General features: G+C 37.6%; 12 protein-coding genes and 1 riboswitch. Of the genes, 3 read left to right on the top strand and 9 right to left on the bottom strand.

Annotated features, from left to right (window positions below):
* The coding region (locus FKZ43_RS11390) for a hypothetical protein (protein WP_181180237.1) at positions 1-260 on the bottom strand (260 nt) is incomplete at its 3' end.
* A 904-nt stretch (positions 261-1,164) separates the two neighbouring features.
* Here FKZ43_RS11390 and FKZ43_RS03410 point away from each other — a divergent pair.
* On the top strand, positions 1,165-4,317 hold the full coding sequence (locus tag FKZ43_RS03410) for a GAF domain-containing protein (protein WP_140944483.1): 3,153 nt from the start codon (positions 1,165-1,167) through the stop codon (positions 4,315-4,317).
* Here the strand turns inward: FKZ43_RS03410 and FKZ43_RS03405 are convergent.
* From FKZ43_RS03405 to FKZ43_RS03390, 4 genes are read right to left on the bottom strand one after another with little or no spacing between them, the layout of a single operon-like run.
* Positions 4,283-5,206, bottom strand: coding sequence for a Ppx/GppA phosphatase family protein (locus FKZ43_RS03405; RefSeq protein ID WP_140944482.1), 924 nt, complete (start codon positions 5,204-5,206; stop codon positions 4,283-4,285). The two genes, FKZ43_RS03410 and FKZ43_RS03405, sit on opposite strands and share 35 nt — an antisense overlap.
* Positions 5,207-5,215: 9 nt before the next feature.
* Positions 5,216-6,061, bottom strand: coding sequence for a 50S ribosomal protein L11 methyltransferase (gene prmA / locus FKZ43_RS03400; protein WP_181180236.1), 846 nt, complete (start codon positions 6,059-6,061; stop codon positions 5,216-5,218).
* Positions 6,062-6,078: 17 nt separating this feature from the next.
* Positions 6,079-6,282, bottom strand: coding sequence for a hypothetical protein (locus FKZ43_RS03395; protein WP_140944480.1), 204 nt, complete (start codon positions 6,280-6,282; stop codon positions 6,079-6,081).
* The gene (locus FKZ43_RS03390; protein WP_140944479.1) at positions 6,276-6,650 is read right to left on the bottom strand and encodes a hypothetical protein; all 375 of its coding nucleotides are present in this window, start codon (positions 6,648-6,650) and stop codon (positions 6,276-6,278) included. Before FKZ43_RS03390 ends, FKZ43_RS03395 begins: the two co-directional genes overlap by 7 nt.
* A 196-nt stretch (positions 6,651-6,846) precedes the next feature.
* Positions 6,847-7,052: riboswitch (cobalamin riboswitch) on the top strand.
* Positions 7,053-7,195: 143 nt separating this feature from the next.
* On the opposite strand from FKZ43_RS03390, the gene FKZ43_RS03385 reads away from it, so the two are divergent.
* The gene (locus FKZ43_RS03385) at positions 7,196-9,361 is read left to right on the top strand and encodes a TonB-dependent receptor (RefSeq protein ID WP_140944478.1); all 2,166 of its coding nucleotides are present in this window, start codon (positions 7,196-7,198) and stop codon (positions 9,359-9,361) included.
* A gap of 14 nt (positions 9,362-9,375) precedes the next feature.
* A complete protein-coding gene (locus FKZ43_RS03380; protein WP_140944477.1) occupies positions 9,376-10,419 on the top strand; it encodes a YncE family protein in 1,044 nt (347 codons plus the stop codon).
* A 3-nt stretch (positions 10,420-10,422) separates the two neighbouring features.
* Here the strand turns inward: FKZ43_RS03380 and FKZ43_RS03375 are convergent, their stop codons facing one another.
* From FKZ43_RS03375 to FKZ43_RS03360, 4 genes are read right to left on the bottom strand one after another with little or no spacing between them, the layout of a single operon-like run.
* Positions 10,423-12,885, bottom strand: coding sequence for a beta-mannosidase (locus FKZ43_RS03375; protein WP_140944476.1), 2,463 nt, complete (start codon positions 12,883-12,885; stop codon positions 10,423-10,425).
* Positions 12,882-13,661, bottom strand: a complete 780-nt coding sequence (locus tag FKZ43_RS03370) for an enoyl-CoA hydratase/isomerase family protein (RefSeq protein ID WP_140944475.1) — start codon at positions 13,659-13,661, stop codon at positions 12,882-12,884. Before FKZ43_RS03370 ends, FKZ43_RS03375 begins: the two co-directional genes overlap by 4 nt.
* A gap of 18 nt (positions 13,662-13,679) precedes the next feature.
* Positions 13,680-14,027 carry a nucleotidyltransferase domain-containing protein gene (locus FKZ43_RS03365; protein WP_140944474.1) on the bottom strand — a complete coding sequence of 116 codons (348 nt, stop codon included), beginning with the start codon at positions 14,025-14,027 and terminating at the stop codon, positions 13,680-13,682.
* Positions 14,011-14,406, bottom strand: coding sequence for a HEPN domain-containing protein (locus tag FKZ43_RS03360; protein ID WP_140944473.1), 396 nt, complete (start codon positions 14,404-14,406; stop codon positions 14,011-14,013). The genes FKZ43_RS03365 and FKZ43_RS03360 overlap by 17 nt, the downstream gene beginning before the upstream one ends.
* Between the last annotated feature and the right edge of the window lies 1 nt (position 14,407).

Raw genomic sequence — 14,407 nt, 5'->3', positions numbered from 1 at the left:
TGAGCAGCTATATCCACTGCGTTAGGTCCCCAAAAAGTTGGATCAAATCTAATCGGATTAGAAATTGGGGATTGTGGACCTGTTGCGGGAAATTTGTAAAGCTTTGTATTAGTTCTAAATGTCAGATAAACAATATCATTAGCGATTGAAAATTTTGGAGTTTCAACCACATACCCCTGCATATTTGTTACTTGATAATCTTGTGCTTGAAGAAAATTAAAGGTGATAATCACGAGAATTGATGATAATAAGTACCTCATTTTTTCCTCCCTATTTTAATTTGATTTCATTGTTTTGGATCTATGTCAAGTAGATGTTCAATCTCAAGAATTAGAACCAATTCTTGAATTCGTCTCTTAATTTCTTTTTGGCGGTTTTTTCCCAATCTTTAACCTAAATGCCATATTTTTAATTCCCCCGTCGTTTCCTTATTTAATCTAACAAGGCGGGGAAATTGTTTGAAGTTTTTTCATGTTGTTATGTTCTTGGTTTTTCTAAAAGTAGTTTAAAAAGCTTCTCAATAAAAATCAAGGGGTGAGTGATTTACATCACAATTGATATCGCGGTCGGGGACGATTTAAATATAATGGGATTTCAATTATAGTTATCTATCAAACCAGAATTCCAAGTTTTATAAACAGTTCATCTTACTCCATTAAACTTTGTAAGTTCCCCGCTCAATGTTTCAATCCAAATGTAATTACCCCCTCATCAAGACATTTTATGTATTTATCCAATGTGTTGTAGATATCCATTCTTGAGATTGTGGGAATAGAAATCCTGCTGAAGTAAAAGTTAAGGCAAGTGAAAAAATTGCTTGCAGGAGGTAATTGGTTTGCCTTTCTTCATCGTTAAGAGAGAAAAAGTTTGCAAAAAACTTTATCCTTCTCCTTGACGGGGGATAATTAAAATGGGAGCGGTTTTCCCCTTCAATGATAAAAGAACCCCTCACCCCAACCCTCCCCCACAAGGAGAGAGGAGATGAAAAGAAAGAAAAATTTTTAATAGTTCAGTTGAAGGACTATTTCTCGTTGCCCCTGCCTTGAAGAGTTGATTTAATTGTTTTAAAACACTAAATTAAATAAGTCAATCAAATTTTGTTCTTTAACCTTTCTCGGCGGGACGGAAAAGAGCTCTTTTTAAAAATTTTAAAATATTCCGTTTATGAAAAGTGGTACACTTTCAATCCTATATTCGTTTCTAATCATACTTTTGGTCGCTGTTTTAATTTACTTTAACGAGCATATTTTCATAAGAAATCTTGACGGCTTCATAAAGGATAAAATCAATGTGATGACTATACATTTAAACCGAGAAATTCAAACCTACCTTGGGGATTTGAATAAGCAGAAACTAATTGAACAAATCTCACTTTATAAGAAATTTCCTGATATTAAGCTTGTAGCAATAGTTGATAGCACTGGTGATGTTTTATGCGCCATCGGTGATCCGGAGGAGTTGCAAATTGATTTTAAAGTCAATTCAAAAACATTGAGGTATTGGTCTGACAAGGGAATTTATGAGGCATTTGTCCCCATCAATGATTTAAAGGGGTTTTTACTAATAAAACTTGACACCAAGCCCTATAAGGAAGATACAAGAAGAGCGAGTTTGTTAATTTTTACGATTATTACCATCCTTATATTTTTTGGCTTCTCTTTTATGACGCTTACCTTCAGGCGCCGGGTTGTCAAGCCAATTGATCGCATCTCTGGTCTTATGCAAGATATAGCTCGTGGCATTTATAATGTTCAACTTGAGGTTCCGAGGTCTTCGGATATTTACAATTTCGCCGAAAGCTTCAACCAGATGGTGAAGCTTCTTGATGAAAAAGAAAGGCGACTTGAACGCCAAAAGTCACAGTTTAAACTTATCTCTGAAATCTCACGTCTTGGGCTTGAAATAAATTCAACGGAGGACTTCTTTAGAAAAGTTGTTTCACTAATAAGGGATGAATTTAACTTTTTAAATGTCTCTTATTTCACAGCTGAGCCGAACGGGAAATTGAGATTATTAGCGATTTCCGGTTATCTTGAAAATTATATTGGCGAGAGCTACACCTATGAACCCGGCTACGGTATTCCAGGTTCATCTGCATTACTTGGCGATGTCGTTGTGATAAATGATACATCAAAAAGCCCTCAGTTTGTCCCTATACACGATGCACCGATTTTATCTGAAATGTCAATCCCAATAAAAAAGAAGGGGAAAATAGTCGGAATAATTGATATAACATCTGAAAAGATCAATGCCTTCACATCCGAAGATGTTAAAATTTTTAAAACGATCGGCGAAACTATATCCGTTGTCCTTGAAAAATTTGAATCAATGACGGAAAACATAAGGTTGATATTTAAACTTGAAACAGTGTATAAGCTAACCCGTGAGCTTGTGCTTGTCAGAGATGTTGAAAAGATTTTCTCGGACGCAGTTAAACTTATTCATTCGGTGCTCGGAAAGAAAGAAATCGTCGTTGAGATTTACGAAATTGTTGAAGACAAACTTGTGATGAGAGGTATATACGGGAACTTGAAGGAGACACTACCTTATGAATATGTCCAATCTGTCGGTGAGGGCATAATTGGCAAAGCGATAAAAGAGAAAAAAACAATTTATGCCCCAGATATTATACTTGAACCCGAAGCAAAAAAATTTTATATGACGACATCTTCTGAAGTCGCAGTTCCCCTTATAGTTGCAGGTGAGCCCATCGGAGTGATAAATTGCGAATCACCGCAAGTAAATGTCTTTGACGATCTTGATATACTTGTGCTTCAAACAATAGCTGATATGCTTTCAATAGCAATCCAAAATGCGAGGATGTATCACAAAATTTTGGAGTCGGAGAGCAAATACAAAACTATATTTGAGAACTCAAGCGAGGCGATAATAAGGATAAACCATGAAGGGAAATTCATTGAGGTCAATCCGACCTTTAAAAAGGTTTTCGGTTTTGATGACATTGAAAGCATCAATTTCTATCAGCTTTTTGTCTCTGACGAGATAGCGGATGAATTCAGGAGGGAGATTTCAAAAAGCAACTTTATAGCCAACTTTGATGCGCAAATGAAGAACAAGTCGGGCGAGATTTTAAATGTGAAGATTTCAATGCGAAAGTTTGATGACTTCTATTACGATGGTGTAATAGTTGATTTAACTGAGTATATGAAAGCGCTTGAAAAACTTCACGAGGCGGATAAACTCCGTGGGCTCGCTCAAATAGCTGGTGGAATCGCCCATGAGTTCAACAATATATTCACGGGAATTCTTGGCTCAGCTCAACTTATAAAAACGAAGATACCAAAAGAGGATAAAATTTATTACTGGGCGGATATAATAGAAAGGTCCGTTTCAAAAGGAGCTGACCTTGTGCGAAAACTAATCGGCTACGCAAGGGGCGGAAAAATCAAGGTTTCAGTTGTAAACCCAAACGAAATGATAATTGATGTCCTGAAAAAAATACCTCCTTTGGAAAATGTAAAAATCAAGACCGAACTTGATCCGAGCGTTCCTGAAATTGAATGCGACCGTGAACAGCTCACACAAGTTTTAATTGACATCGCTCAAAATGGTATTGAAGCGATGCCAAACGGCGGGACTTTAACTATAAGAACCACCCAAGGTTACTATGATAAAGATAAAATCACTGAACCTGGCTTTAATCCGGGTGAGTATGTTCATATTAGCATCTCTGATACTGGGATTGGGATGAACGATGATATTTTAAAACATATCTTTGAACCGTTTTTCACAACGAAAAGAGCGCTTGGAAAAAGCGGGCTTGGGCTTTCTATGGCTTATGGTGTCATAAAAAATCACGGCGGTTTTATAACTGTATCAAGCACACTGGGGCAAGGGACTTCCTTTAACATATTCATCCCTGTGTTAAGAAAAGAAAGAAAAACAATCAACGCTCAATTAAAAACTTCTAAATCAAAATTAAAAATCCTCGTGGTTGATGATGAGGAATTCTTAAGGATATTGCTTGCCGATTTACTCGGTGAACTTGGGCACGAAGTCATACAAGCGGAAAATGGTGTTGAAGCGCTAAAAATTTACAAAAATATGAAAGATGAAATTGACCTCGTAATTCTTGATATCATAATGCCATTCATGGATGGTTTTGATGTCTTTAAAGAATTAAAACAAATAAAAAGCGATGTCAAGGTTATATTCACATCTGGTTTCTCCGCCGATGAAAAGATGATGATTAACCTGACCGCAATGGAGCCAAATGTAAGATACATACAAAAACCATATCAACTAAACGAGATTGAAACAGCTATAAAGAGTTTGTTCGGATCAAGTCAAATATAACGCCATATCTTAATCCCCTATCGCTTGCGGTTATTTCAGTAAAATTGAACTTCCTCATAAATTCAGATAGAATCAAAATCCCCGCAAAGATGACATCTTCCCTACCACTTGAAACCTGAGGTATCTTTCTTATCTCTTCAACGCTTAAATCTTTGAATGTCTCATAAATTTTACTTATCGTTTCAAATGTCATTTTATGACCGTTGACTTTTTCGCCATCGTATTTTTCAAGTTTCAAATCATACGAAGCAATCGTCGTAACAGTCGCAGCAACTCCGACAAGCCTTGAACCAGAAAAGTCAAATTCCTTTTCAATTTTTTCAAATTGTTCATTGAGGAAATTTCTAACTTCGTTTATTTCTTCATCAAGCGGTGGCGAATGCTTCAAAAATTTTTCAGTTAATCGGACAGTCCCGATGTTAAGCGAAACAAATTTTTTCACCCCATAACCGACCCCTGTAATGATTTCTGTACTGCCACCGCCAATGTCAATGACGCTTATTTTAGAATTTCTAACTCTAAGACCACTTACAGCGCCAAGGTAAGTTAACTTTGCTTCTTCTTCGCCGGAGATGACTTTTATTTTTATCCCCGTTTTTTGTTCTATGAACTTCAAGAAGTCAATTTTATTCTTCGCATCTCTCAGGGCGCTCGTTCCGACAGCAACTATTTTCTCAACATTGAAACTTTGAGCTTTCGCTTTAAAATTCAAAAGCGCATCAACTACTTTATCAAACGCCTCTTTCAGTATTAAACCGCTTGAATCAACCCCTTTGCCCAATCTTGAAATGACCTGCTCGTTATGTATCGGAAATATCTCATCCCCGTTTACATCTGCGATTAAAAGAAGCAATGTATTTGTACCAACATCAATTGATGCGATTCGCATATTAAGAGTTCATTTCTTTGATACAATCGCGATCCAATCGCCTTCTTTGAAGACATCAATTATTTCAAATTCAAAAGTTCTCAAACTTTCTTCAATGTCACCCTGTTCAAAGTCAAGATACCCTGATGTTATGAGGATGCCTTCATCTTTCAACTTATCATAAAACGAACTCATCATCCCAACGACCGCGTTCTTGTTTATGTTTGCAAGGATAAAATCAAAATCTCTATCCACGACATCTTCAATTGAGCCAAGGATAATTTTGAAGCATTCCTTAACATCGTTTAATTGAGCGTTTTCAATTGCATTTACATATGCCCATTCATCAATGTCAACGCCAACCGCCTCCCTTGCACCAAGTTTTATTGAAGCTATAGCCAAAATCCCTGTTCCGGTGCCAACATCAAGAACCTTACTTCCTGGTTTTATATATTTTTCAATTGCTCTTAGCATCAACCTCGTCGTTTCATGGTATCCCGTTCCAAACGACATCTTCGGATCAATTTGGATGACAATTCTATCACTCTTATTATAACTTTTCCAAGTTGGCTTTATAACAAATCTTTCACCAACCTCAATTGGTTCAATTGATTTTTCCCATATTTCATTCCAGTTCTTGTCTTGAAGCTCTTTGACTACGAATTCAACTTTATTTTCTTTTTCCAAACTGCGAAGAAAACTCAAAAAAATCTCCCCTTTTTCTTTCTGCCACTCATCCTTCTTGAAGTAGCATCTTAAAGAATTTCCCGTTTCCCACACCCCAGATGAGCCAAGCTCACCAGCCATTAAAATGATATCATCCTTTGCTTCTTCGGCTACGATTATCTCAACTTCCACCCAAGTTCTGTTTGACATGATCAGCGTTTTTAATTTCACATAAATCTGTTGACAATACATTTAAAAGCAAGGACACTGTACAACCCAACTTCAACACCCGAACACAAGAAAGCTAAAAATTTTTCCTCAGCGTATTTTTTGACAACTGGCGATGCTTGATAATTGACGAGAATTTTGATCTGTTCTTTCGGGATGTATCTCTGACCTTGCTTCACCCACAATGATATATTCTTCACCATCTATTAACTTCAATATATTTCCCTGGGGCAATTTCAATATAATCCCTTTTCAAAAGTTCAAGTAGTGCTTTCACAGCTTCATCTTCAAGTTGGTATTCAACCATATGAGCAAGTTCACCAACTTCCCTACTCAATGATTCAAGCCCTTTCGCAAGCTTTTCTATCTCCCTCTCTTCCGTCCTCCTCTGTGCCTCAGCAAGTCCCTTCAAGTTTTCGGATATATCGCTTACGATTTCCTTCAATTCGTTAAATTCATCCTTCGTCGCCATTCTTTGTTGCACTATTTCATCCCACAAAGCCGAAAACACTTCGCGAAGCCCTGGTTGAACCCTCTCAAGTATCCTTATGAAATTCGCACTAACTGGCATTTTAAAACGAAATTTAATTTCAACATCAAAAAAATTTACTCAATTGCTATATTTTTTGCAAAGGTTTTTGCCTTTAAGCTTTTTCAGGGGACAAATCTCACCTTCAAAGACTTTTTGGAGAAAAAAATGGAGAAAACTTTCAACTTGACTTTTTAATTTCACCTTGATATATTTTGCATTGGTTTTCATCTCGTTCTTTTTCAGATGGGATTCTGGTTCCCGTCAAGGGATTAAAAGGGAAGTCCGGTGAAAGTCCGGCGCTGCCCCGCAACTGTAATCCCGAAAAAACTGAGCTCTGGCGGGCGTGATTGAAACGCCAAAGCCACTGTCCCCGATCCGGGATGGGAAGGCAAGCCAGAGCTTCGGGAAAGCCAGGAGACCTGCCAGAATCCCCGCGAATCCAAGACCTTCGAGGGAAGGTTGAGGATTCAAGAACAAAATCTTTGAGTTTTGTTTTTGAAATTTTCAACCCAACCTTCTCTCGGCGGTTCTTCCGGGAGTTGGTTGGGTTTTTTGTTTTGAAAAATTAATTTGATCTAAAAAGCGTGAAAAAAATCATCGCATCAATTTTTATCGCACTGACCCTCTGGGCTCAAAATGTCAAGATAAGTGGATATGTCATAAACCCCGATGAAAACCCAGTAAAGGATGCAGTGGTTGAAATAAAGGGCGAAAGCACACATTTAAAAACAATTTCTGACACCATTGGTTTCTTCAACTTCAAAGTTAAACCAGGGATATTCAAAATAAGCGCAAAACACATCGCTTATGAACCATTTGAAAAAGAAATAAGAGTTCACACCGATACGCTACTTTTCATTTCGCTTGAACCGATGACATTTAAATTTGGGGAGGTAATAGTAACAGCGACAAGATATGAAACGAATTCGTTTGATGTATCAAATTTTGTTGAGATCGTCAAAAGCGAAGATATAGAAAAAGTAAAAACGCTTTCCTTTTCGGACATTTTAAAAAACTTAACATCGGCTTATATTCGCGATTATGGTGGAATGCCAGCCCAGTTGAAAACGATATCACTTCGTGGAACTGGATCGGAACATAGCATATTCCTTTTAAACGGGATGAGAATATCAAGCTATCAAAATGGCATCGTTGATTTAAGTTTAATCCCTGTTGAGATTATTGATAGAGTTGAGGTGATCCATTCAAACATATCCTCACTTTACGGGGCTGATGCGATCGGCGGAGTTATAAACATAATCACGAAAGGTGAAAACCTCGGAAAGTCCCTTGAGTTAACCGTTGGAAGTGGGGATTTCGGATATAGGAAGTTTAACTCAAACATATCGGGTGAATTTGGAACTTTGACTTATCTTGGTTCATTTACGCGAAGTTACGGTTCGGGGGATTTTAAATACAAGTACAAAATTGGCAACGATGAGATAAATTTAAGACGAAAGAACGCCCACTTCAGCATCACAAATTTATATTTTGACATTTCAGCTCAAAACACATCTTTATCTTTCGTTTATATGCGTTCAAATCGTGGGATACCCTCACAAACGACCAAATTTGACCCAGCGAGCACAGCAAGTCAACTTGACTGGGACTTAACACTATCCATTTCAACGCTAAAGACAACCGCAAAATCAACAATCAAGATGAACTTCCTATACAAAAACTCTTACCTCAGATACACAAACAACGACATCATCATAGCAGGGTCTGGGATTGATAGTTATTACCATAATCTTTTCTACTCCAACCTTGTGAACGCACTTTTCAAGTTAAGACAAAATTTTTTGATCTCATCTGGCATAGAAACCTCTTTCGGCTTGGCGCAGGGAAATTCATTTGAAAAGGCGAAAAGATTTAACATCGGCTTATTTATCGGGGCGGAGGGAAACTTTAAATTAAAATTTTTACCGGAGATAAAAATTTATCCAATGATACGAAACGATTATTTCTCGGATTTTGGTAGCAGAACCGTTTACAGGGCTGGACTTAACATTAAGCTCGTTGATGATCCGATTTTAAACTTAAAATTTTCCTACGGCACTGGTTTTCGCGCGCCGACATTTAACGACCTTTACTGGCTTGGGAGCGGGAATAAAAATCTGAAGTCAGAAACATCAAAAGGGATTGACTTTGGTTTTGTGTTTTTCTCCTCGCTTAAAAAAAGCCTAATCCCCTCGCTAAAATTAGAGATTTCACTTTTCAACATAAACATAACTAACAGAATTGTTTGGTTACCTTCGCGTGAAAATCAATCAATATGGAGACCCATAAACATTGATGAAGTAAATTCAAGGGGAATTGAATTCGCTGGCGAGATGAAACTTCTGAAACTCATAAACATCGCCGGGAATTTTTCAATCCTTGAAAGTATAAGACGCAATAAAAGAACGCAAGACGACGAAACACAAAATAAATACCTCATTTACATCCCAAAATCAACGGGCAACCTCAAACTTGAAGTTGAACTCGGTAATTTCTTTTTCATCTCACAAGTAAATTATACTGGCTTAAGATACACAAGCGAAACAAATGATAGATGGCTCAATCCGTATTATGTGGTTGATTTATCCTGTGGCTTCAACTATGAAATTGGGTTCTTCTTCGGCAAAGCGAAATTCTCTGTTAAGAATTTGCTAAATGAAAATTATGAGACAATGATCGGCTATCCTATGCCACTGCGGAGTTTCTTCTTTGAAATCACATCTGGATTAAAAAGAAAAAACAAAAACTAAAAAGGAGATTAGAAATGAAGCCTCTAAAATCGTTTCTCGTGCTCTCAATCATTTTGCTTTTAAGTCTGAACAGCTGCAAAAAAAGTGAACCATTGACTTCAGAAACACCGAAGCTAAAAGGTGTATATATTCTAAATGAGGGGAATTTCGGACGCAACAATTCAACACTAAGCTATTACATCCCGGATTCAAATCTTGTATACGAAGATGTTTTTTATCAGGTCAACGGTAGAAACCTTGGGGATACAGGAAATGACATCGTTATAGCAGGAAATAGAGTTTACATCGTTGTGAATAACTCTGATAAAATTGAAGTCATAGAACCAATTACACATAAATGGCTAAGGACCATATTAACTCCAAACGCAAGCCCATATAAAATTGCAATTTGGGGGACAAAGGGATATGTAACGAACTTATATAGAAATGCCGTCACTGTGATAGATGTTAACACTGGTTCGGTTTTAATTGACACTTTGAAAGTCGGAAACAATCCGACGGGGATTTTCTCCATAAATGGTAAAATTTATGTCGCTAACTCTGGCTTCGGTTACGATAACCGAGTTTCAGTGATAAATCCCCAAACCGATAAAGTCATAAAAGAAATTAAACTTCACGATGGTCCTGATGCTTTCGCATTAGAGGAAAGCAAAAATCGCCTGTGGGTTTTATGTTATGGTTCATACGGTGACTGGCAAAACCCAGATGATGATACATACGGGAAAATGTTCGCTATTGACATCACAACTGACAACATCGTTGATTCAATAATAGTTGGTGGTCATCCCTCACGACTCGTCATTTTAGAGGGCTTTGCTTATACGATAAAAGACGGAAATATCGCAAGGATAAACCTTTCAACGAAAGAAATTCAAGAAAACTTCATAGAAGGAAATTTCTATTCCCTTGGGATTGATATCTTGAACAAACTTTTATATTGCGCCGATGCAAAAGATTATGTCCGGAAAGGTGAAGTTTATGTCTACGATTTAAGCGGTAAGTTCATAAAAAAATTTCAAGTTGGAGTAATCCCAAGCTCGTTTGGCTTTGTAAATTAAATTTTAGGTCAAATACTTTATCCGAAGAGACCTCAACAACTCGGCGACACTTTTATTTGATTTAACTTTGATCTCAACCGTCGCGGATGGGTGAACATCAAAAAAGTTATCGCTAAGCCAAATGTCATCACCGTTTTCAAAGTTTATGAAAACGGATTTCGCAAGACCGCTTGATGTAATTCTTAATGTGAGCGTTTCCTCGTCTGATTTAATGAGTTTATACCTCAAACCAGGATTTTTAAGTTTTAGAAACTTCGGCTCGGTCAAATAAAGTGAATTTTCAGCTATGACCGAGCCGTCCACTTCAAGCTTTGCATAGATATAATCCGTTTTAAAATCTTCAACCTTTAATTCACTTAAAGGGACATCTAAAGCCAAAGCGACATCGTTTCCCCTAACGCTGGCATTAAACTTACTAAAAAATTTCACCTCCCCTCTCGTCGTCATCGTCTTGATTATAACCCCACACGAGATAGGGTTCAGCAAATCATTAACGATAAAAATTTGCGCTCTATCCTCAACTTTTTTAATCACTAACAGAACTGGGCTGAAAAATTTTTTTGCGAAGAAATACAACGCTTTCGGTCTCCTCTTATAATCAATTGCTGACCAACTTATCACAGGCCAAGGATCGTTCCACTGCCAGAAAATTGTCCCCGAAGTTTTAAATTTTCTTACCCGCCAATTTTCAACAGCAAATTTTATCGCTTCCGCCTGGTTTAACTGCATCCTATAAATTAGCTCTTCAAAATCAGAAACAACTTTATGATGAGCAATTAAAAATCTGAAAAGTCGTTCAATACCTTCAACTTGTTTATTGCGATGGTGGATTGAGGGTGAATTAAAATCTCTATTCTCCGGCTTTATAACTTCATTTAAAGTCTTCACATGGGGCGGGCTTTGAAAACCAAACTCGGTTATAAATCTTGCCTTGACAAATTCATAATTTTTATAATCAAGCCAACCGCTCCAAACCTTCCATTGATGATGATTCCCATCGGTCTCAGAATTTGGGTAATTCTTCCCCCAGGGTGAGCTTCGCCAATAAGGTCTTGTTCCATCGTATGAATCGCAAACGGATGGTAAAATCTCGTTAAAAATACTTGCCCCTGGCATTTCATCTGGAGATTTCCCGGTTTTATCAACCCATATCCACTCGTTTTCATTGTTCCCGCACCAAATTACTATTGACGGGTGATTCCTCAAGCGCTTGACGACTTGTATTGCTTCATTTTTGACATTTTCAATGAACTCTTGAAATTCAGGATAACTTGCACACGCAAACATAAAATCCTGCCATATCATTATGCCAAGTTCATCACACTTTTCATAAAAGTAGTCATCTTCATAAATCCCGCCACCCCAAACCCTAAGCATGTTTAGGTTTGCTTCCTTTGCCATCTCAAGTAGTTTATCATAATCATCTTTTCTAACTCTTGGCAAGAAACTATCCGCCGGAATCCAATTTGCCCCTTTGCAGAAGATTTTCTCTCCGTTTACCTCAAATATAAAACTTTCACCGTCCTCATCTTTTTCCTGAATCAAGCGAACCGTTCTTATCCCAAACTTTTTCTCCACTCTATCAATCAACTCTCCACCTTTAAAAATTTCAACGACCGCGTTATAAAGTGCCTGCTCCCCATAACCACTTGGAAACCATAATCTCGGCTCATAAATTTCAAATCTATGTCCCCTTACCCTATCCCCTCCTTTCTGAACAAATTTTCTCTCATAAATTTTTTCGCCTTCGGACAAAACCGTAAGAACTAAATCAATATCATCATCGGTAAATTTTTCAATCTCAATCTCTGTAAAAATATCAGCCTTTGAACTTGATATTGAAACGGTTTTGAACCAAACATTCTTTATCCTTGCAAACTTCAAAAATTCAATATAAACCGGCTTCCAAATCCCGGATGTTGTTAATATCGGTCCCCAATCCCAGCCAAATGAATACTGTGCCTTTCTTAGATAAACCCTGTGGGAAGCAAGTTCAACTAGCAACTTCCCATATTTATTTTCAAGCTCTTTCGCGACAAAAGTTGGCGCTTTAAAAACAACCTCAACTTCGTTCTCCCCTTGGTTTAAATTTCCCTTTACATCAAAAGAATACGAAATGAACATATTTTCAAACGAGCCAATTTCCAAGCCATTCAACTTAACAGTTCCAACTGTGTCAAGCCCTTCAAAGGTAAGCTTTACTGAATGAAAGTCAGAGAAATCAAAATCAACGATAAATCTTTTCCTGTAAACCCAATCAACTTTATCAACCCATTGAACGAGATTTTCATTTGTTTCAAAAAATGGATCGGGGATTAAACCACTCCTTAAAAGGTCAAGGTGCACAACTCCTGGGACAAATGCGACTTGCCAGTTAAAAAGTTTTCGTTTTAATTCATCTGGAATAAAACTTTCAGAACAGACCTTAAACTCCCATTCTCCATTCAGGTCAATGATTTTTTTCATTTATTCTTGAAGACGGGCTTTCTTTTTTCAAGGAATGCAGATGTTCCCTCTTTAAAGTCCTCCGTTCCACAGCATATAGCGAAGAGTGTTGCTTCAAGATGTAACCCATCTGTTAAAGTTGTTTCATAAGCCATATTAACAGCTTTGATCGCCATACGAACCGCGATTTGCGGTTTTGATGCAAGCGCCTTTGCGAGTTCTTCCGCCTCCTTCATAAGCTCTGATAGAGGGACGACTTTATTTACGACCCCCATTTCATAAGCTTCTTTTGCTGTAAATCTTCTACCCGTCAGGATGAGTTCCATCGCTTTCGTCTTACCAGCGAGTCGTGTCAGTCGTTGTGTCCCACCATATCCGGGGATTATCCCGAGGTCAATTTCGGGTTGACCGAAAACCGCGTTTTCTGCTGCAATTCTAAAATGACAAGCCCAAGCAAGTTCACTCCCACCTCCCAAAGCGTATCCATTCACAGCAGCGATGACTGGTTTTCCAAGGTTTTCAATTAAGTTGAAAATTTCCTGCCCACGCTCTGCGAATTCACGACCGGTGACAGCATCAAGTTTGTTAAGTTCAGAAATATCTGCACCAGCAACAAAGGCTTTTTCCCCAGCACCAGTAATGATGACTGCGTAAATGTCATCATCATTTTTAATCCTTATAAAAACATCCCTTAACTCGGACATCGTCTGGAAATTTAAGGCGTTTAATTTCTCAGGTCTGTTAATTGTAACATAAGCGATTTTGTCTTTGACCTCAAATAAAATGTTTTGATACATTTCTCCCTCCAATTACTTTTAAATTTCAACTTTACATTTGACGAAATTTTTATACCAGTTTTCATATTCATCCGGTTTTGCCAGATGAATTTGAAAAACGCCTGGCTTGAAGCCCTCTGTAAGCAAAACCTTTATTTTCGCCTGTTCAATCGCTCCATCAGGGACACTATCCGAGATTATCAAAATGTCAATGTCGCTCATAGGGTTGTAATCTTCGCTGACAACAGAGCCGAAAACGAAAACCTTTACATCTCCAAGCAATTTTTTTGCTCTTTCTTTAATCTCGCGCGCATATATCAAATAATTCTCAAGATATTCTTTCCTCTCCCGTGCTTCCTCAAGGACTATTTCATAAAAGCTTTTCATTTGCCACTTCCCCCAAAAATTTCACTAGTTTATCGGCGAAATCCAAAAGCGATTCAACTTCATCACGATTGTATTCCTTACCAAGATACCTTAACGAGAGATAAGCACTTTCCATACTTTGAAATGCAAGGGTATTCTCTTTCAAAAATTCCTTTATTCTGATATCGCCGATCGCTTTGTGTAATTCCTCAAGCAATATCGTCAAAAAATGGACTTTCGGATAATCACCAGCTTTCTTGAAAAGGATATATTTAAGATAAAGTTGGCATGCTTGTTCAATTTCAAAAGCGCTGATATTATAAAAACCATCTTCAAAATTTCTTCGGGCTAATTTGTAAAATTCCATCGCTCTCTTCTTCAAAAACTCCTCTTTTCCCATA

The sequence above is a fragment of the Candidatus Thermokryptus mobilis genome, from assembly GCF_900070205.1.
Lineage (GTDB): Bacteria > Bacteroidota > Ignavibacteria > Kryptoniales > Kryptoniaceae > Kryptonium > Kryptonium mobile.
Note: the sequence above shows the minus strand (reverse complement) of the source record. Positions and strands in the feature narration are given on the sequence as shown.